Annotated in this window: 26 protein-coding genes and 1 riboswitch; of the genes, 15 read left to right on the top strand and 11 right to left on the bottom strand. The window is 68.5% G+C overall.

Translation table 11 applies throughout. From position 1 onward, the window contains the following. The first annotated feature begins 97 nt into the window (after nucleotides 1-97). Both AB0P21_RS33570 and AB0P21_RS33565 read left to right on the top strand, forming a co-directional pair. Complete coding sequence (locus AB0P21_RS33570) at nucleotides 98-793, top strand: GntR family transcriptional regulator (protein WP_363702010.1); 696 nt, start codon at nucleotides 98-100, stop codon at nucleotides 791-793. A 30-nt stretch (nucleotides 794-823) separates the two neighbouring features. After that, nucleotides 824-1,675 carry a fumarylacetoacetate hydrolase family protein gene (locus AB0P21_RS33565; protein WP_363702008.1) on the top strand — a complete coding sequence of 284 codons (852 nt, stop codon included), beginning with the start codon at nucleotides 824-826 and terminating at the stop codon, nucleotides 1,673-1,675. Nucleotides 1,676-1,677: 2 nt separating this feature from the next. Here AB0P21_RS33565 and AB0P21_RS33560 read toward each other — a convergent pair whose 3' ends face one another. Further along, nucleotides 1,678-2,259, bottom strand: coding sequence for an XRE family transcriptional regulator (locus tag AB0P21_RS33560; protein WP_363702006.1), 582 nt, complete (start codon nucleotides 2,257-2,259; stop codon nucleotides 1,678-1,680). A gap of 64 nt (nucleotides 2,260-2,323) precedes the next feature. On the opposite strand from AB0P21_RS33560, the gene AB0P21_RS33555 reads away from it, so the two are divergent. Together AB0P21_RS33555 and AB0P21_RS33550 are read left to right on the top strand one after the other, a co-directional pair. Beyond that, nucleotides 2,324-2,968: a class I SAM-dependent methyltransferase gene (locus AB0P21_RS33555; RefSeq protein ID WP_363702004.1), complete on the top strand. Its 645-nt coding sequence runs from the start codon at nucleotides 2,324-2,326 to the stop codon at nucleotides 2,966-2,968. 85 nt (nucleotides 2,969-3,053) lie between these two features. Further along, nucleotides 3,054-4,610 carry an MFS transporter gene (locus AB0P21_RS33550; RefSeq protein ID WP_363702002.1) on the top strand — a complete coding sequence of 519 codons (1,557 nt, stop codon included), beginning with the start codon at nucleotides 3,054-3,056 and terminating at the stop codon, nucleotides 4,608-4,610. Here AB0P21_RS33550 and AB0P21_RS33545 read toward each other — a convergent pair. Continuing rightward, nucleotides 4,561-5,049 carry a GNAT family N-acetyltransferase gene (locus AB0P21_RS33545; RefSeq protein WP_363702000.1) on the bottom strand — a complete coding sequence of 163 codons (489 nt, stop codon included), beginning with the start codon at nucleotides 5,047-5,049 and terminating at the stop codon, nucleotides 4,561-4,563. The two genes, AB0P21_RS33550 and AB0P21_RS33545, sit on opposite strands and share 50 nt — an antisense overlap. Before the next feature lie 83 nt (nucleotides 5,050-5,132). Between AB0P21_RS33545 and AB0P21_RS33540 the strand changes: the two genes are divergently transcribed. After that, nucleotides 5,133-5,510: a VOC family protein gene (locus AB0P21_RS33540; protein WP_363701998.1), complete on the top strand. Its 378-nt coding sequence runs from the start codon at nucleotides 5,133-5,135 to the stop codon at nucleotides 5,508-5,510. Nucleotides 5,511-5,878: 368 nt separating this feature from the next. Here the strand turns inward: AB0P21_RS33540 and AB0P21_RS33535 are convergent, their stop codons facing one another. After that, nucleotides 5,879-6,682, bottom strand: coding sequence for an endonuclease/exonuclease/phosphatase family protein (locus AB0P21_RS33535; protein ID WP_363701996.1), 804 nt, complete (start codon nucleotides 6,680-6,682; stop codon nucleotides 5,879-5,881). Between the two features lie 136 nt (nucleotides 6,683-6,818). On the opposite strand from AB0P21_RS33535, the gene AB0P21_RS33530 reads away from it, so the two are divergent. Next, entirely contained in the window at nucleotides 6,819-7,397 is a 579-nt protein-coding gene (locus AB0P21_RS33530; protein WP_363701994.1) for a DinB family protein, read from the top strand. 46 nt (nucleotides 7,398-7,443) lie between these two features. Here AB0P21_RS33530 and AB0P21_RS33525 read toward each other — a convergent pair whose 3' ends face one another. From AB0P21_RS33525 to AB0P21_RS33515, 3 genes are read right to left on the bottom strand one after another with little or no spacing between them, the layout of a single operon-like run. Then, complete coding sequence (locus AB0P21_RS33525; protein ID WP_363701992.1) at nucleotides 7,444-7,857, bottom strand: hypothetical protein; 414 nt, start codon at nucleotides 7,855-7,857, stop codon at nucleotides 7,444-7,446. After that, entirely contained in the window at nucleotides 7,854-8,432 is a 579-nt protein-coding gene (locus AB0P21_RS33520) for a hypothetical protein (RefSeq protein ID WP_363701990.1), read from the bottom strand. Before AB0P21_RS33520 ends, AB0P21_RS33525 begins: the two co-directional genes overlap by 4 nt. Next, complete coding sequence (locus tag AB0P21_RS33515; RefSeq protein WP_363701988.1) at nucleotides 8,423-8,986, bottom strand: RNA polymerase sigma factor; 564 nt, start codon at nucleotides 8,984-8,986, stop codon at nucleotides 8,423-8,425. Before AB0P21_RS33515 ends, AB0P21_RS33520 begins: the two co-directional genes overlap by 10 nt. Nucleotides 8,987-9,195: 209 nt before the next feature. On the opposite strand from AB0P21_RS33515, the gene AB0P21_RS33510 reads away from it, so the two are divergent. The 9 genes from AB0P21_RS33510 to AB0P21_RS33470 all read left to right on the top strand — a co-directional run bounded on the left by AB0P21_RS33510 (nucleotide 9,196) and on the right by AB0P21_RS33470 (nucleotide 12,383). Further along, nucleotides 9,196-9,387: a hypothetical protein gene (locus AB0P21_RS33510; RefSeq protein WP_363701986.1), complete on the top strand. Its 192-nt coding sequence runs from the start codon at nucleotides 9,196-9,198 to the stop codon at nucleotides 9,385-9,387. A gap of 38 nt (nucleotides 9,388-9,425) precedes the next feature. After that, nucleotides 9,426-9,902 carry an Asp23/Gls24 family envelope stress response protein gene (locus AB0P21_RS33505; protein WP_363701984.1) on the top strand — a complete coding sequence of 159 codons (477 nt, stop codon included), beginning with the start codon at nucleotides 9,426-9,428 and terminating at the stop codon, nucleotides 9,900-9,902. 41 nt (nucleotides 9,903-9,943) lie between these two features. After that, entirely contained in the window at nucleotides 9,944-10,126 is a 183-nt protein-coding gene (locus tag AB0P21_RS33500; protein ID WP_363701982.1) for a hypothetical protein, read from the top strand. Continuing rightward, nucleotides 10,119-10,520, top strand: coding sequence for an Asp23/Gls24 family envelope stress response protein (locus tag AB0P21_RS33495; RefSeq protein WP_363701980.1), 402 nt, complete (start codon nucleotides 10,119-10,121; stop codon nucleotides 10,518-10,520). Before AB0P21_RS33500 ends, AB0P21_RS33495 begins: the two co-directional genes overlap by 8 nt. Then, nucleotides 10,517-11,047, top strand: a complete 531-nt coding sequence (locus AB0P21_RS33490; RefSeq protein ID WP_363701978.1) for a DUF6286 domain-containing protein — start codon at nucleotides 10,517-10,519, stop codon at nucleotides 11,045-11,047. The genes AB0P21_RS33495 and AB0P21_RS33490 overlap by 4 nt, the downstream gene beginning before the upstream one ends. A gap of 1 nt (nucleotide 11,048) precedes the next feature. Beyond that, nucleotides 11,049-11,624 (top strand): hypothetical protein, encoded by a 576-nt coding sequence (locus tag AB0P21_RS33485; RefSeq protein WP_363701976.1) that lies wholly within the window; start codon nucleotides 11,049-11,051, stop codon nucleotides 11,622-11,624. A gap of 47 nt (nucleotides 11,625-11,671) precedes the next feature. Further along, nucleotides 11,672-11,845 (top strand): CsbD family protein, encoded by a 174-nt coding sequence (locus AB0P21_RS33480; protein WP_363701974.1) that lies wholly within the window; start codon nucleotides 11,672-11,674, stop codon nucleotides 11,843-11,845. Nucleotides 11,846-11,919: 74 nt separating this feature from the next. Further along, nucleotides 11,920-12,069: a hypothetical protein gene (locus tag AB0P21_RS33475; protein ID WP_363701972.1), complete on the top strand. Its 150-nt coding sequence runs from the start codon at nucleotides 11,920-11,922 to the stop codon at nucleotides 12,067-12,069. A gap of 59 nt (nucleotides 12,070-12,128) precedes the next feature. Beyond that, nucleotides 12,129-12,383, top strand: a complete 255-nt coding sequence (locus AB0P21_RS33470) for a hypothetical protein (protein ID WP_363701970.1) — start codon at nucleotides 12,129-12,131, stop codon at nucleotides 12,381-12,383. An 18-nt stretch (nucleotides 12,384-12,401) separates the two neighbouring features. Here the strand turns inward: AB0P21_RS33470 and AB0P21_RS33465 are convergent, their stop codons facing one another. The 5 genes from AB0P21_RS33465 to AB0P21_RS33445 form a co-directional block, all read right to left on the bottom strand. Then, complete coding sequence (locus AB0P21_RS33465; protein ID WP_363701968.1) at nucleotides 12,402-12,767, bottom strand: hypothetical protein; 366 nt, start codon at nucleotides 12,765-12,767, stop codon at nucleotides 12,402-12,404. Beyond that, nucleotides 12,764-13,870 carry an alpha/beta hydrolase gene (locus tag AB0P21_RS33460; protein ID WP_363701967.1) on the bottom strand — a complete coding sequence of 369 codons (1,107 nt, stop codon included), beginning with the start codon at nucleotides 13,868-13,870 and terminating at the stop codon, nucleotides 12,764-12,766. The genes AB0P21_RS33465 and AB0P21_RS33460 overlap by 4 nt, the downstream gene beginning before the upstream one ends. A gap of 77 nt (nucleotides 13,871-13,947) precedes the next feature. Beyond that, on the bottom strand, nucleotides 13,948-14,514 hold the full coding sequence (locus tag AB0P21_RS33455) for a histidine phosphatase family protein (protein WP_363701966.1): 567 nt from the start codon (nucleotides 14,512-14,514) through the stop codon (nucleotides 13,948-13,950). Then, nucleotides 14,511-15,278 carry a CbtA family protein gene (locus AB0P21_RS33450; protein WP_363701964.1) on the bottom strand — a complete coding sequence of 256 codons (768 nt, stop codon included), beginning with the start codon at nucleotides 15,276-15,278 and terminating at the stop codon, nucleotides 14,511-14,513. Before AB0P21_RS33450 ends, AB0P21_RS33455 begins: the two co-directional genes overlap by 4 nt. A 37-nt stretch (nucleotides 15,279-15,315) precedes the next feature. Next, nucleotides 15,316-15,519: a CbtB-domain containing protein gene (locus tag AB0P21_RS33445; RefSeq protein WP_363701962.1), complete on the bottom strand. Its 204-nt coding sequence runs from the start codon at nucleotides 15,517-15,519 to the stop codon at nucleotides 15,316-15,318. Between the two features lie 51 nt (nucleotides 15,520-15,570). Next, nucleotides 15,571-15,635: riboswitch (cobalamin riboswitch) on the bottom strand. Between the last annotated feature and the right edge of the window lie 52 nt (nucleotides 15,636-15,687).

Genomic DNA, 15,687 nt, shown 5'->3' with positions numbered 1-15,687 from the left:
ATGCTGCCGCTTCACACTGGTGGCGTCAAGAGTTGTAGACATAACGACTGGGAACACCTCTGGTTCGGGCATGATGGGAGCTTCGGGAGGAGCGACTGTGACAGATGCGCATGTAGGTCTGGCGGGGCAGCTCTCGCGCCTGCCCCAGCGACAGGTGTTGAGCGACGACGTCTACGAGACGGTCAAAGGCCTGATCATGGACAGCGTGGTCGAGCCGGGCACCCGGCTGAATATCGACGCCCTGACCCGGGAGCTCGGCATCTCGCAGACCCCGATCCGGGAGTCACTGGCCCGGCTCGAGTCCGACGGCCTGGTGATCAAGGAGCCGCTCCGGGGCTACCGGGTGTCCTCCCGGCTGACCCGGGCGGAGTTCGAGGACCTCTTCGAGTACCGGCTGCACATCGAGCCCTGGGCGGCCGGCCGTGCCGCCGAGCGCACCGCGCCGGACGATCTCGCCCGGCTCAAGGACGAGATGCTCAGCTACACCGACGTACCGGCCCGTCCTGACTACGACAGTTACAAGGCGATGGCCGCGCACGACCAGCGGTTCCACGACCTGGTCCTGGAGCTGTCCGGCAACGACACCGCTCGCCAGTCGTTCGCCCGGACGCACTGCCACCTGCACCTGTTCCGCCTGTACTACGGCGGCGGGATCGCGACCAAGGCGCTGCGTGAGCACAAGACGATCGTGGCCGCCGTCCGCAAGGGCGACCCGGTCGAGGCAGCGGCCGCGATGGCCGCACACATCGAAGCGTCGCGGGCCCGGTTGCGGCCTGTGTTCGACCAACTCTGAGTTCTTTCGTTCTCGTTGAGGAGAGTTTCTGTGGAACTGCTGCGCCTGGGCGCGGTCGGCGAGGAGCACCCGTACGTGCGCTCCACCGACGGCACCGTCTACGACCTGAGCTCCGTGACCGCTGATATCGACGGCGCCTTCCTGGCCGCCGACGGGATCGCTCGGGCCCGTTCAGCTTTCGATGGCGGCTCGTTGCCAGTGGCTTCCGTGGACGGACTCCGGGTTGGCGCGCCGATCGCGAAGCCGGGCGCGGTGGTCTGCATCGGACAGAACTACGCGGCCCACGCCGCCGAGTCCGGCGCCCAGCCGCCGACCGAGCCGATCGTGTTCTTCAAGCACCCGAACACGGTGGTCGGCCCGTACGACGAGGTACTGGTACCGCGCGGCTCAACCAAGACCGACTGGGAGGTGGAGCTCGCCGTCGTGATCGGCAAGACGGCCCGCTACCTCTCGTCCGACGAGGAAGCGCTGGCCTGCATCGCCGGCTACACGGTGTCGAACGATGTCTCCGAGCGTGCTTTCCAGCTCGAGGTCTCGGGCGGGCAGTGGTCCAAGGGCAAGTGCTGCGAGACGTTCAATCCGCTTGGTCCGGCGCTGGTGCCGGCTGACGAGGTTGCTGACCCGCAGGCTTTGGGGCTTCGGTCCTGGGTGAACGGGGAGCCGCGTCAGGCGTCGAACACGCGGGACATGATTTTCTCGGTCGCGGCGTTGGTGCGTGATCTTTCGCAGTACATGACGTTGGATCCGGGAGATGTCGTGAACACCGGTACGCCGGAGGGTGTGGCGTTGTCGGGGCGGTTCCCGTATCTGGCGGTTGGTGATGTGGTGGAGTGCGAGATCGAGGGGCTGGGGCGGCAGCGGCAGGTGCTCGGCAAGGCCTGAGGTCAGGTGGTGAGCGCGCGAATATGCGCCCGCTCACCTTGCTTCCCGATCAGACTCAAATACTCGACCGGTCCCGCACTGGTGGCCCCGAACCAGTGCGGAGTACGGGTGTCGAACTCCGCCGCCTCGCCCGGCTCGAGCAGCATGTCGTGTTCGCCGAGGACGAGGCGGAGTGTGCCGTTGAGGACATAGGCCCAGTCGTAGCCCTCGTGCGTGCGCAGGTCAGGCACCTGGTCGTCTGATCCGCGCGGCAGGATGTACTTGTACGCCTGGATGCCGCCGGCGCGACGGGTCAGCGGCAGGATCGTTGCGCCGTCCTCGCAGATGATCGGCCGCAGGTTGATCCGCGGATCGCCGGTCGGGGGCGCGTCGACGAGCTCGTCCAGCGTCGCGCCGTACGCGCTCGCCAAGGGAAGCAGCTGTTCGAGGGTCGGGCGGCGCAGGCCGGCTTCGAGGCGGGACAGGGTGCTGACCGAGATGCCGGTCAGCTCGGCCAGGTCGGCGAGGGTGATCTCGCGGCGCAGCCGGAGCTGCTTCAGCCTCGGTCCCACTGCGTTGAGGGTGCGGTCCACGGCTTCGCTCATGCTGTCAGTTTGCCATTTGGCAACAAGGTTTGCCATCAGGTCAATCGCGGGTCACTCTCGGATCATGAGCCACGACTTCGACAAGACCTACTGGGAAGACCGCTGGCGGACGGGCGCGAACGGCGTACCGGCTGCGATGGCGCAGACCCCGCCCAACCCGTACCTCGTCCGCGCCGTCAGTGGGTTAGCGCCCGGTACTGCGCTGGACGCCGGCTGCGGCGCGGGCGCTGAGGCGATCTGGCTCGCGACTCAGGGGTGGCGGGTGACTGGTGCTGATATCTCCTCCGACGCGCTTGGTCAGGCGAGTCGGCGGGCGGTCGACAGCGGGCTGGCGGAGGGTCAAGTGGAGTGGGTTGAGGCTGACCTCACGAGCTGGACGCCTGCGACGCAGTACGGGCTGGTGGTCACCAACTACGCCCATCCGTCGATCCCGCAGCTCGACTTCTACCGCCGTATCTCTGCGTGGGTGGCGCCTGGCGGCACGCTGCTGATCGTCGGGCACCTACATTCCCACGGCGCGGGACACGGCCACCACGACGACCAACCGCCGGCTGAGGCCTCGGTGATGGTCGCGGACGTCTCCGCAGTGCTGGACGAGGCCTCGTGGCAGATCGTCGCCGCCGAGGAGCAGTTCCGCACGGTCACCGGACCGGGCGGGCACACATCTGATTTGCACGACGTCGTCGTACAGGCCACTCGCCTCTCCTAGACACCCATTCCCCCAGTCAGCGCCAGCGCCTCGCCCGGCTCCGGCGCCGCTGCTCCCTGCCCTCCTGCTCCAGCGAAGGAACCCCATGCCCGCTCAGCAAGCCGACTCGACGATCCACGACCCACGCCAACGCCGCGCGATCCTGCTCGGGGTCTGTATCGCATTGATGGCCGTCATCGCCTCCGTCTCCGGCCTCAACGTCGCCCAACCACAACTCGCCCTCGCCTTCGACGCCTCACAGAGCACCGTCCTGTGGATCATCAACAGCTACACGATCACCCTGGCCGCGTTGCTGCTGCCGCTCGGCGCGCTCGGCGATCGGTGGGGTCGCAAGCCGATGCTGCTGGCGGGCCTGGTCGTGTTCGGGGTCGCGAGCGTGGTGGCCGGTCTCGCGCCGTCGACCGAGATCATGCTCGTTGCCCGCTTCCTGAGCGGCGTGGGTGCGGCGATGATCATGCCGGTCACGCTCGCCGTGATCACTTCGACCTTCCCAGCCGACGAGCGCTCCAAGGCGATCGGCATCTGGACCGGCGTCGCCGGTGGTGGAGGGCTGCTGGGGATGTACCTGTCCGCAGTACTGGTCGATGTCGCGAACTGGCGCTGGCTCTTCGTACTGCCGGTCGCGCTCGTCGTGGCAGCACTGGTGATGGCGCTGCGCTCCATTCCCAACTCGCTCGAGCAGGCAGAGCACCGGTACGACGCTGTCGGCTCGCTGACGTCCGTCGTCGCCGTGGTCGGGCTCATCTACGCCCTTCACGAGGGCCCGGTACACGGCTGGACCGCGCCGCTCACACTTCTGAGTCTGGCCGTCGGCGTCATCGGCGCGATCAGCTTCGTGGTGTGGGAACTGCGTCAGGTCGCGCCGCTGCTCGACCTCCGGTTGTTCCGCGAACGGGGCCTCGCAAGCGGTTCGCTGTCGCTGCTGACGGTCTTCGGCATCCAGGCCGGGATCTTCGTGGTCCTCTTCCCGTACTTCCAGGCTGTCCTCGGCTGGTCGGGTCTTCGCTCCACCTTGGCGCTGATGCCGATGGCGGTGCTGATGATGCTCGCGTCCGGTCTCGCGCCGCGGGTCGCCGCTCGGATCGGGAGCCGCGCGACGATGGCGACGGGGATCGCCTTGGCGGGCCTGGGCATCGTGTTGATGGCCAGTCTGGTCTCGGTCGACGGCGGATATCTGTCCGTCCTGCCGGGCATGCTGGCGATGGGGCTGGGTATGGGCTTGGCGATGACGCCGTCCACCGAGGCGATCACCAGCGCGTTGCCGCGTGACCGGCAAGGCGTCGCCTCCGCACTCAACGACGTGACGAGAGAGTTCGGTACCGCGCTCGGCGTCGCGCTGCTCGGCGCAGTACTGTCGGCCGGGTACCGCAAGGCGATCGACTCTCGGCTCGACGGATTCCCTTCAGCTGCTGCCGATACCGCGCGGGAGGGGATCGCCAATGCGATCGGCGCTGCAGAAGGGCCGCGGTCGCAGGCGCTGATTCGAGCAGCTCAGGAGTCGTTCGTCGACGGGTGGCAGCAGGCGATGTGGGTGGGAGCAGCGGCGATGGCTCTGCTGTTCGTCTATGTGGTTGCCCGAGGCACCCAACGGGTCAGCTCAGCGTCTTCCGAAGCTGAGCACACAGCGTCTCGTACGGCGTGATCGAGCCGTCGGGGTTCTGCTGATCCCAGGACTCGAGGCGTTCGTCGTACGCGACGTAGCCCAGGCGCTCGTACAGGGCCTGGGCTCGGGGGTTGCTCAACTCGACGCCGATCTCCGCTCGGTCGAGTCCGCGGTCGCGGATGCGTTGTTCGGCGGCTTTGATCAGTACGGTGCCGATGCCGCAGGACTGGAGTGCTGGGTGCACCGCCAGTTGCCAGAGCGAGCCGGCGCCGGGGTGAGGGGCGTAGTCGACGCCGCCGATGGCGAGCGGTTGGTCGGGCTTCGCGCAGACGGCCAAGTAGTCGGTTTCGCCGCGGCGCGCGCGATCCAGTTGTGTCGCGACCTGGGTCAGATGCAGCTTGGTGCCGGCGAAGCCGCAGTACGGCAGGTCGGCGTCTGTCAGGTCCCGGACTGTCAGCGCGAGCTCGACTGTGGTCATCTGGTTCAGTCTGGTCTTTGGTCTTGTTGCCGACAACTGCTATTCGGTGGCGCGGTGCGGCGGTCTGGGGCAGGGTCGGGGCTATGACTTCTGTGGTGCGCACGGTGACGTTCGATGCTCGGGACCCGTATGAGCTGGCCGGCTTCTGGCTGCAGGTGCTGCGAGCGGATCGCCCGGCGGATGATGCGCCGGGCGATCCTTATGCCGCGGTCACCACGGCTGAGGTGAAGCTGCTGTTCGAACAGAATGATGATGTGAAGGCTGGTAAGAACCGGCTCCATCTGGATCTGGTGCCGGACGGGCCGCGCGACGCCGAGGTCGAGTGGCTGCTCACCCTCGGCGCCAGTATCTACGCCGACCACCGCGAGGTGGACGGCACTGGGTGGGTCGTGATGCATGATCCTGAGGGCAATGAGTTCTGTGTACTACGTAGTGCGGCCGAGCGGGCTGCCACCAGCTGAAGTTCCCCGCGCAGCCTCCGCTCGCTCGCTCCTTCGTCGCTCACCGCGTCTGCTGCTCCCACCCACCCTGGGCGCGGGCTCCTCCGTCGCCCACTTGGATGAGGATGTGATGCTGCCGCACAGCCGGTCGGCGGAGGCGGCGCGGCGTCACCCTGGTTGCCCACCAGACGCCGCGGTGGTCGGCGCTGGACCGATCGCAAGCCGGTGATGCCGACGACTACGCCGATCGGTTTGCGGACCCAGAAGCCTTGCAGGCCGTCGCCGCTGGGGAGCAGGTCGGTGGTCGCTCCTCCGACGAACCTCGCCGCTCGTCGGTGGAGCACCACCCTGGTCGCCCATGAGACGCCGAGGCGCCTGAGTCGACACCGTCAGTTCAGCGTCATGTTCGCCCAGAGCTTCTTGTGGTCCGAGTTCGGCGTCGAGACCACGTCCGTGCCGTTCGCTGTGAAAGCGGATGCCTTCATGAACACATAGTCGATCTTGTTGCCCCCGTCGCCGGTCGCGGCGCCGGCTCGTGCGCAGCAGCCGTTGGCCTCGGTGTGGGTGCCGGTCGCGCCGCCGCCGTACGCCGGGCGGTACATCGCGTCGAGTTGGTCGGAGGTGGGCTCGAGGTTGAAGTCGCCGCCGACGAAGGCGGGGTGGCCGGCGGTGGCGTAGTCAGCCAGGATGTCGGCGACCTTGTTGACCTGGGCGCCGCGGGTGCCGTCGCCGTGGAAGTCGATGTGGGTGGTGCAGGCGATGAAGCGTTGCGGCAGCACCATGGCGCACAGCATCCGGCGCGCCTCGTGGTTGCCGGGGTTGGGGAGGTCCCAGCCGCGCCACCACTGCACCTCGCCGCGGTGGACCAGGGCGATGCCGAAGTCGGAGCCGTCGTCGCACTGGCGCTGGGTCGGGATGAAGATCACGCCGTAGTTGCTTCCGGCCAACCGATTGCGAACCCGGTTGGCCTGCCCGGCGCAGACCTCCTGCAGCGTCGCAGTACGGGCGTTCCGGGCGAGGACGGAATCGGCGACCTCGTCAGCGACAGCCAGCCGGCCGTCGCTGCATTTGTTGCCACACATGTTGAAACTGAGATTGTTGAACGTGTACGGCGCTGCTGCGGCGGGGGCGGCAGACAGTGCGCCGGTCACGGCGACGACGGCAAGCGCCGCGGTCAGAAGGCGTCGGATCATCAGTGCAGAGCTCCTCGGGGCGGGGCGGAGGCTTACCCGCAGCACGGTACGAGAGTCGCGCCACCGGGCGGAGCGAATCGATCAAAGTCGATCAGACCCCTGCAGGGTCGGCTCTCTGCGTGGCAGGCTTGCGGGCATGACCGGTGAAGCCGCGAAGGAGTTCCTGCACAGCGAGTTGCAGTCGCTGCGGGAGGTGATGATCTGGAAGCTCGACGGGCTCGGCGAGTACGACGTACGGCGTCCGCTCACCATGACCGGGACCAACCTGCTCGGCCTGGTCAAACACCTTGCTCTGTGGGAGTCCCGGTACTTCGGTGAGGTGTTCGGCCGCCCGTACCCCGAACCGCTCCCGCGCTGGGACGACACCTCCCAACGCGGCGCCGACACCTGGGCAACAGAGCACGAGTCTCGCGCCGACATCATCGATCTCTATCGTCGCGTCTGGGCTCACTCGGACGCGACGATCACCGCCCTCAGCTTCGACTCCCCCGGACACGCCGCCTGGTGGCCGGATCCGGAGGTGAAGCTGTTCAACATCCTGGCCCACATGCTCAGCGAGACCAGCCGTCATGCCGGGCACGCGGACATCCTCCGCGAACAGCTCGACGGCTCGATCGGCACAGTCGCCTCCCGGGCGAGATCCCAACCGGACGCGGCCTTCTGGGAGATCCGGCGCGGCCGGATCGAAAAGGCGGCCAAGGCAGCCAGCAGCTGATCTGCCGGGGCGGAACAGCCGCCGGTCCCTCGTCACGCAGCCCGGATCAACCAGCTGGAAAGCGGCCTGCCTCGGGTTCGAGGTCGATCTCGACGATGTGGATCTGGAGCTTGGCCGGTTTGTCGGTGACCGCTGCGACCGCGTCCGTGACTGCCTGGTGGACCGCCTCGCCGACCGCACTGGCCCGGTAGTGAATGCTGACCACGATCCGCAGCTCGATCCGGATCTCCGCGCGATCAGCGGTGAGGTCCGCCTCGACGCCACCGATGTCGGGCAGGGCTTTGCCGGTCGCCTGGGTCCAGGTGTTCGCGGCGAACTGGCGCAGCAGACCCCACACCCCAGGCTGCAGCCGTACGACGCCCGGTACCGCTCGCGCGGCTTTCGCGGCGGCTTCGGCGACGCGGATCTCGGTCAGCAGGTTCGGTGGCACCAGACTGCCGGGTGCCCACTTCGTGGTCATCGGCGATCCTCCGGGCGGGCCGGCTCGACCCAGACGTCCACGACGTCGAAGTCCAGGGTGTCCAGGTCCAGCCCGATGCGCTCGGGCAGCGCGGCGGCGACGCGCAGGCGTGCTTCGTCCAGCGCTCCGACCTGACCCGATCCGAACCGCAGTGCCACCGACATCGACACCCGTACCGACTGCGGGTTGTCCGGGGTGACCTCGATGCGGCACTCGTGGGCGCGGATGCCGTCGACGCCGTCCACGGCGTACCGGAGTACGGCGGCCAGGGCGTGGGTGGAGATGTCGACCTGCGCGGTGGCGCTCGGCAACGGGATGGTCTGGCCGAGGATGAGATCGGCCCGGACGGCGGTCATGATCTTGTCCAGGAAACCCGCCGGCGGTTCGGCCGGGTCGTCGATCAGAGCCCGGGTCGCCTCGGTGAGCTGGTCGAGGCTGGCTCGCGCGGTCGTGCAGTGCGGGCAGTCGAGGGCGTGGGCAGTGACCCGGTCGGCCTCCATCTCGTCCCAGACGTCCTCGACGCTGCGGCCGCACGGCAGCAGATGTCCGGTCTCCTGAGTGGGGTTCATCTCCATGGCTTCATCACCTCCGCTAGCTCTGCTCGTGCTCTGGCTATTCGTCCTCTGACTGCGGTCGGGGTGGCCCCGACCAGCTCGGCGATCTCGTTGTACGAGCGGCCGTGCACCTCACGCAGCAGCCAGCAGGCCCGTTGCGGTGGCGGCAGCTGCGCCAACGCCAAGGTCAGGGCCTTCATGGCTTCGCTGTTGTTCACCGCGCGGGCGGGGTCGCCGTCGATCCCGCCCTCGATCGGCACGTTGTGGTCGTCGAGCTCGTCGATCGGTTTGCGGCGCTGCAGGATCGTCAGGCACTTGTTGGTGGCCGTCCGGTACAGCCAGCTGCCGAACGCGGCGTCGTGCTCGATCTCCGGCAGCCGCCGCCACGCGGTCACGAACACTTCCTGCGCGACGTCCTCGGCTTCGCCGCTGGCGCCGTTCAGCATCCGCAGGCAGAGCGAGTAGATCCGCCGCTGGTAGCGGCGTACCAGCATCTCGAACGCGGCCGGATCGCGGTCGCGGGCCCGCGCCACCAAGGTCGCCTCGTCCAGCTCGACCAAGCCGCCGGGAGTCACCGATGTCCTCCTTCACGCCTCTGTCCGCGAGCTCGTGGTCGAGCCCATTGGAGTAGAGACGACGCCAGCCTCGCAGATGTCACGCTGCCGGCGGTCTCCGGCCTGGTGACGGTGCTCACAGCGATCCGGCCATGACAATTCGCCGCCGCCCGTTGTCCCACCAGAGACGAACCACTCACCGATCGATCGACTCTCGAGGAGAACGCACCATGTGGGCCTTTCTGTCCCGTCGCTTCCAGCTCTGGGTCGTACTGGCCGTCGGCGCTCCGCTTGCCTCCTGGCTGCTCGGCCGGATCGGTCAGCAGCTCGAGACCCGGAACGGCCCGACCCGGATCAGCAGCGTTCTCCGCAAGGGCAGCAGCACGATCGGCGGCAAGGCCCGCGGTCCGCTCGCTCGTTGAGACCACCCATCCCGTAATACGAACCGAAGGAGCCACTGATGACTGACACCAACACCCTCAAGCCGGTCGACCCCGCCACCAAGAACCTGGTTGCTGACGGCAACTTGAGCGACTCGCAGGGCAGGACCACCATCGCCGACACCGTGGTCTCCAAGATCGCCGGTATCGCCACCCGCGAGGTCGGCGGCGTCTATGACCTCGGCGGTACGGCGGCTCGCACGGTCGGCCTGATCCGCGACCGGATCCCGGGCTCCAAGACCAACCTGTCCCAGGGCGTCACCGTCGAGGTCGGCGAGAAGCAGGCCGCGATCGACCTGCAGATCATCGCGGAGTACGGCGTCAGCATCGCCGACCTGGCCCAGGGGATCCGCCGCAACGTGATCACCGCGGTCGAGCGGATGACCGGCCTGGAGGTCACCGAGGTGAACATCGCGGTCAGCGACATCCACCTCGAGGGCGAGGACGACAACACCCCCGAGCCGGCCGCCGAGCCGGTCGAGCGCCGCGTTCAGTGACCTCTCGGTCCCTGGCTTTCAACTCTCTCTAGGAGAATCTCGTGAACACCTCGACCATCGGCCTGTTCGTCGGCCTGCTGCTCGCCATCGCCGCGGCAGCCGGCGGCTTCGGCGGATTCCTGCTCGCGCTGGTCCTCGGCGCGGTCGGGTTCGCGGCCGGCCGCTACCTCACCGACGGCACCAAGGGTCTGGACGACCTGATGTCGCGCCGCGGCCGTGGCTGACACCGCCTCTCTCGCGCCGCCGATGCCGATGGCAACCACCGACGTCGGCGACGCAGGCAGCAGAGGCAACCTGGAGATCAGCCCGCGGGCGATCGAGCGGATCGCCGAGGCGACCGCAGTACAGGCCGACGGGGTGCTCCGGCAGGAAGCGACCTTCGGGCGCGGGCTGCCCAAGGCCAAGGTCCAGCTGGCCGGGAAGCGAGTCCGCGTCGACGTGGAGCTCGCGGTCGAGTGGGGCTTCCCGCTGGCTGACCTGGCCGCCGAGGTCCGGGGCCGGCTCAACCGCACGATCGGCACGCTGACCGGGCTGGGAGTCGACAGCGTCAGCGTCGACATCTCGGCGGTCGAGCTCCCCGACACCCACGTGCAAGACAGCCCGAGGAGGGTCGTATGAGCAGCACACCAGCCAAGAAGCCCACCGCAGTACCGGCTGCTGCGACGGTCGGCATCATCGCCGCCCTCGCCGTGACCGCGGTAGGCGCCGTGGCTGTTCGCGACACTCTCGTGTCCACCGGCGCCATCACCGGTGACTCGTGGATCGAGTGGGTGCTCGGCAAGGCCGAGGTGCTCAAGCCGGTTGACTGGATGATCCCCGCCGGAATCATCGCTCTGCTGCTCGGCGTCTGGGTGCTGATCGCGGCGTTGAAGCCACGCAAGGCGACCCACCTGGCCGTCGGTGACGCCGGCGTCTGGATCCGGAGTCGCGATGCGGCCCGGCTGGCCACGAACACCGCCGCGACCGTCGATTCGGTGACCTCGGCCGGTACCAAGGCCAAGGGCCGCAAGCTGTGGGTCACCGCGACAGCGACCGGAGACACCAGCCGGGTCCGCGACGACCTGACCACCGCGATCGCGCAACGACTGCAGGCCGTCACGCCGATCCCCCGGGTTCGCGCCCGGGTCACTGTCGAGGAGAGCTGACATGCGCCGCGGACTCATCGCCTTCGACCGGATCGCGGCTCTGCTCATCGCCGCGGTTCTGATCGCCGCCGGAGCGGCTGCGCTCGGCTGGCGCTACGACCTGATTCCCAACGTCGGCGATCGTCTTGAGATTGACGGCCTGACCGACCTGCCGCAGATGTCATGGTGGCCTTGGGCAACGGGTGCGGGCGGGGTGCTCCTGGCCTTCCTCGGCCTGACATGGCTGGCCCGGCACCTGCCGCGCCGCGGTACCGGGCAGTTGCGCCTGTCTGGCAGCGACGAGACCGGCCACTTGACCGCCGATTCGACCGCTGCCGCTCGTACTGCGGCCCAGGTGCTTGCCCAGAGCCCCGGAGTACGGGACGGATCCGGACGGGTCCTGCTGGACCGCGGTGAGCTCGTCGCAGAACTCACCGCAACTCTCGAACCTGGCGCTGACCTCGACGCCGTCCGCAGGGCCGCTGAACTGACCGGCAACGAACTGCACCAGGTCATCGGCCGACCAGACCTGCGACACCGCGTCGTACTGCGGGTCGCCCGTGCCGACAAGACCCCCGCGGTCCGCCGCGTCCACTGACCCCCGAGCCCACCCGTGGGCCGGCAACTCAACAGGAGATGACAGCAATGGGTATCGCAGACAAGGCCAAGAACGCCGCCGAAGAGCTGGCCGGCAAGGCCAAAGAGGTGATCGGTGACCTGACCGACAACAAGGACCTCGAGGCCGAAGGCAAGACCGACCAGACCAAGGCCAACGTGAAGAACGTCGGCGAGAACGTCAAGGACGCCTTCAAGAAGTAAGGCGCGCCCCCGGCGGTGCCGTTGCCCGGCCGCCACGTCGTACGGGCAACGGCACCCACCCGAAGGGCTCACCCATGAGCAAGCACCGCAGTGTCGCCAGCCGCGCCTACAGCGCCCTCGGCCGAGTCACCTGGAAACTCCTCCGCCGCAAGGTCAAGACCAGCGCACACCGCAAACCCAGGTCGAAGAGCACCGCGACCACCAAGTCGCGCCGCAGCTCCTGACCACCTCCACACCCCCAGCAGCGGCCACCGCCGCTGCCCCTCGAACGGAGAACCACCCCATGATCGGCTTCATCGTCGCAGGACTCGTCATCGGCGCCCTGGCCCGCCTGTTCAAGCCCGGCAAGCAGAACCTCGGCTGGATCGCCACCCTGCTCCTCGGCCTGGCCGGCTCCGTCATCGGCGGCGTCGTCGCCAACCTGCTCGGCACCGGCGGCATCTTCGAACTCAACATCCTCGGCTTCGTGGTCGCCGTCGTCGCCGCCGTGATTCTGGTCGGCACCGCCGAAACCCTCACCTCCCGCACGAAGAGCTGAGGCGGGTCCGCCCGGGTGTCAGGCGGGGGTTTGGCCGGTGAAGGTGATTCGCCAGTCTGTGGTCCAGGCGTGGACTGTGATGTCGTAGCCGTTCAGTGAAGCGGTTGCTCGGTAGTGACCGGCCTCTTCGGGGACTACCGCGGCTGACCAACCCCGCGCGGTGAGGGCAGCGGCGGCGGCTATCACCGCGCCGGCGGGGTCGGGGGCAGCGGGGTTGCCGGTTTCGACCGTCACGCTGGCGACAGTGGCGGGGGCGCGGCCGTCGAACAGCGCGCCGGGATTGACCGGGCCCGGGTCGTGTGTGATGACCGCATGCTGAGTCGGTACGACGATTGCCGCGACCGCGAGCAGCTCTTCGCGGAGGAACTCTCTGGCGTCGCTCATCGCTGGGGTCCCCCTGGCCTTCTGGAAGAGTGGGATTGCCCGCCAGGTCTCGATGACGAACGGGAGCCGTCACCAGCGGCGGCGGCACGGGCGGTTTCGCGGGAAGGTTTGGTCAGGGCCGCGACTCCGTCGTACACCTTGCCTGCCGCGCCGGCCAGGCCTCTGAGGCCGGGGCCCCAGGCGAGCTTGGTTTCCTGCATGGGAGTGGTGTCGGTGCGGGTGATGTGCGCCAGGTCGCCGCGGACCACGCGGCCGACGTTGCGCAGCGATTCGCTGTTCGTCCGGTAGTACTCGTTGTGCCAGTGCACCGAGACCGCTTCGTCGTTCTGTACCGGGTCGGCCGTCGCCATCCGGATCGCGTCCGGGAAGTCGGCCGGGTCGGGGCCGTGCCACTGGGTGTAGGAGACGTAGTCACCCGGTGCGCGTTCGGTGTAGACCCGGGTGGGTGGGGCAACCAAATCCGTTGCCTGGTCGACGTGTTTGTCGATACCCGGGCTGCCGGTGAGGACGACCCGGTCGGCGTGCGCGCCGTTCAGCAAGGACTGGCCGACCACCTCCGAGCCGTAGCTGTGGCCGACCAGGGTGACCTTTGCCTCGGGCAACTTCATGGCCGGCAGCGAGTTCATGAAGGCGGCGAGTCGCGGCGCGCCGTCGCGGCCGGCGTCCTTGCTCATCGCCTCGCGGATCCCCTGCGGCGAGTCGTAGTCCAGCCAGACGACCACCGCGGTACCGGGGCCGGCCTCGTGCCGGATCGCCTCACCACGGTCGGCCTGACCGCCGAAGGTCTCCAGCGAGTTGCCCATCCCGGGCACCAGCACCGCCACGTTCCGCGCGGACGACAGGTCACCGAGTACTTCGACCGCCCGGCCCTGACCCTCCGGATCGACCGACAGGAAGCGCCGGTAGTGCTGCCCGGAGACGACGTTGCCCGAGGCATCCAGCTCGGCCGTCCGGACCGGCGTGAGCAGATCGTTGACGGTGTCGAGCCTGGTCCGCTCATGCTTGCTCGCGGCATCGGCATCGACCAGCGCCTGCAGCCGGTCGCGAGCGGCGACCAGACGCAGGTGGTTGGTACGGAACTGCTCCTCAAGCTGTTCCCGCATTGCGACTCCCCGTCAGCGCCCAGTCACCAGGTCCCAGGCAGTCTGGCATCCGGAAACCCCTGACGGGAAGAGCTAACTCAGCCGAAAGTGAGCGACCAGCTACCGGCGTGGGCCGAGAGCCGCACCACCGACAGCGGTCGTACGTCGACATGCCGCAGCGACTCGGCCGGCGCGTCGAGCACGTAGAGCACCGCGGCCCGCACGATCGCCGGGTGCACCACAGCAGCGACCGTACGCCGGTCCGCCGCGCCCGACTCGACGCCGGCCGCAACCACATCACCCAGCCAGTCGGCCACCCGGGTGATCACGTCGTTCTCGGTCTCGCCACCCGGCGGAGCCGTGTGCGGCCGCTCCAGCCAGGTCGCCACCACACCTGGTGACGCCTCGAGCAGCTCCTCCAGCTCGCGGCCGGTCCAGTCGCCGTACTCGCGATCCCGCAGCGCGGGCACGACGACCGGTGCCAGGCCCAGCGCCGAGGCGGTCTCCCGCGCCGCGATCTCCGGCCCGGAGTACACCTCGTCGGCGACGATCTTCAACTCCCGGGCCGCCTCGACTCCCGACGGGTCGGGCGAGGCGTCACCTCCGAGAACGAGTCCCCGCAGAGCAGGAGTCAGCGCGTGCGCGACCAGCGTCAGAGACGTCAAGCGGCAACCACCTCAGAGTCGACCTTCGCCGTACGACGGTCGATCGCCGCCGCGTAGCCGAGCCCGAGGAGCAGCCAGAGCGTGGTCTGGGTGCCCAGCGAGGCCAGCCGGAACTTCCAGAGCAGCGTAGCGGGGAACGACCCCGGAACCTCGTTGATCGCGGGCAGGATCAGGTACGCGGCGACCACCGTCACCAGGAACGCCGCGCCACCGACCGCGAGCCGGATCCAGGGGGCCGAGCCGAAGCGGGCGGACCAGCGCGAGGCGACGACACCGGCCCAGACCGCGAGCAGCCCGAGCACCAGCGTCAGCAGGTAGGTCACCGTGCGCTTGGTGATCGTCTCGGGATCACCGACCGCGGGCGGGTTCGGCGGGTACTTCAGGAACGGCACCAGCACGATCGCCAGGTACCCGGCGGCGGCCAGTCCGAGGGCGGCGTACGAGTCGCTGGAGGTGCGCAGGCGACGGCGCAGCAAGGTGAAGCCGACGGCGAAGATGCCGCCCAGCGCCACGCCGTACAGGGCGGTGGCGAGGAACAGCCCGGCTCGCTGGCCGTCACGGCTGACGAGCGGCTCTTCCTCGGCTTCGGCCGGCACGGCCTTGCCGTCGGCGTCGTGCGAGTGCGCGGTACCGGCGGCCTCTTCGATCGCGATCGCGGAGTCGATATGGGGCTCGCCCATCACGTACGCGAACGTTCCGGCCAGCAGGCCGGCGAAGAGACCGACGATCAGTCCGCGCACCAGGAGGGATCCGAAGGTGCGCATAGCAGTCCTGTCGATCAGAGGTGTGGTGCGGCAGGACTCAGTGGCAGGGGACGCCGAGCAGGTGGCGGCCATCGTGCATCAGCTCGTGCAGGTACATCCCGGACTGCGAGATGGCGCCCTGGTCGAAGGCGACCAGGTAGGCCAGCAGCAGCGCCAGGCCGACGGTGAGCAGAGCGATCGCGAGCAGTCGCGGCGAGACAGCCGGTACTGCGACTGCCGAGGCAGGCGTGGGTACGGACATGAGACCTCCTAGGGAAGTGCGCGTCCCTTTCGAAAGGCTGCTGGTGCCCGAGCGTCCTGACTCACGAGCAAGCTCGCTCACAGTGGCGCGGCCGTACCGGTCTCTCACCGGTTTCCCTCATGGCACCGCAGGTTGTCCCTCGCAAGGTAGTCGTCCGCTTCCGTCGGG

Source organism: Kribbella sp. NPDC056861 (genome assembly GCF_040687575.1).
In the GTDB taxonomy this organism is placed as follows: domain Bacteria; phylum Actinomycetota; class Actinomycetes; order Propionibacteriales; family Kribbellaceae; genus Kribbella.
This window is presented reverse-complemented; position numbering and strand designations above follow the sequence as displayed.

Coding starts and splice junctions, on each gene's coding strand:
- AB0P21_RS33560 (WP_363702006.1), bottom strand. CDS start 2,259: ATGAGCGAAGCCGTGGACCGCACCCTCAACGCAGTGGGACCGAGGCTG.
- AB0P21_RS33555 (WP_363702004.1), top strand. CDS start 2,324: ATGAGCCACGACTTCGACAAGACCTACTGGGAAGACCGCTGGCGGACG.
- AB0P21_RS33550 (WP_363702002.1), top strand. CDS start 3,054: ATGCCCGCTCAGCAAGCCGACTCGACGATCCACGACCCACGCCAACGC.
- AB0P21_RS33545 (WP_363702000.1), bottom strand. CDS start 5,049: ATGACCACAGTCGAGCTCGCGCTGACAGTCCGGGACCTGACAGACGCC.
- AB0P21_RS33540 (WP_363701998.1), top strand. CDS start 5,133: ATGACTTCTGTGGTGCGCACGGTGACGTTCGATGCTCGGGACCCGTAT.
- AB0P21_RS33535 (WP_363701996.1), bottom strand. CDS start 6,682: ATGATCCGACGCCTTCTGACCGCGGCGCTTGCCGTCGTCGCCGTGACC.
- AB0P21_RS33530 (WP_363701994.1), top strand. CDS start 6,819: ATGACCGGTGAAGCCGCGAAGGAGTTCCTGCACAGCGAGTTGCAGTCG.
- AB0P21_RS33525 (WP_363701992.1), bottom strand. CDS start 7,857: ATGACCACGAAGTGGGCACCCGGCAGTCTGGTGCCACCGAACCTGCTG.
- AB0P21_RS33520 (WP_363701990.1), bottom strand. CDS start 8,432: ATGGAGATGAACCCCACTCAGGAGACCGGACATCTGCTGCCGTGCGGC.
- AB0P21_RS33510 (WP_363701986.1), top strand. CDS start 9,196: ATGTGGGCCTTTCTGTCCCGTCGCTTCCAGCTCTGGGTCGTACTGGCC.
- AB0P21_RS33505 (WP_363701984.1), top strand. CDS start 9,426: ATGACTGACACCAACACCCTCAAGCCGGTCGACCCCGCCACCAAGAAC.
- AB0P21_RS33490 (WP_363701978.1), top strand. CDS start 10,517: ATGAGCAGCACACCAGCCAAGAAGCCCACCGCAGTACCGGCTGCTGCG.
- AB0P21_RS33485 (WP_363701976.1), top strand. CDS start 11,049: ATGCGCCGCGGACTCATCGCCTTCGACCGGATCGCGGCTCTGCTCATC.
- AB0P21_RS33480 (WP_363701974.1), top strand. CDS start 11,672: ATGGGTATCGCAGACAAGGCCAAGAACGCCGCCGAAGAGCTGGCCGGC.
- AB0P21_RS33475 (WP_363701972.1), top strand. CDS start 11,920: ATGAGCAAGCACCGCAGTGTCGCCAGCCGCGCCTACAGCGCCCTCGGC.
- AB0P21_RS33470 (WP_363701970.1), top strand. CDS start 12,129: ATGATCGGCTTCATCGTCGCAGGACTCGTCATCGGCGCCCTGGCCCGC.
- AB0P21_RS33465 (WP_363701968.1), bottom strand. CDS start 12,767: ATGAGCGACGCCAGAGAGTTCCTCCGCGAAGAGCTGCTCGCGGTCGCG.
- AB0P21_RS33460 (WP_363701967.1), bottom strand. CDS start 13,870: ATGCGGGAACAGCTTGAGGAGCAGTTCCGTACCAACCACCTGCGTCTG.
- AB0P21_RS33450 (WP_363701964.1), bottom strand. CDS start 15,278: ATGCGCACCTTCGGATCCCTCCTGGTGCGCGGACTGATCGTCGGTCTC.
- AB0P21_RS33445 (WP_363701962.1), bottom strand. CDS start 15,519: ATGTCCGTACCCACGCCTGCCTCGGCAGTCGCAGTACCGGCTGTCTCG.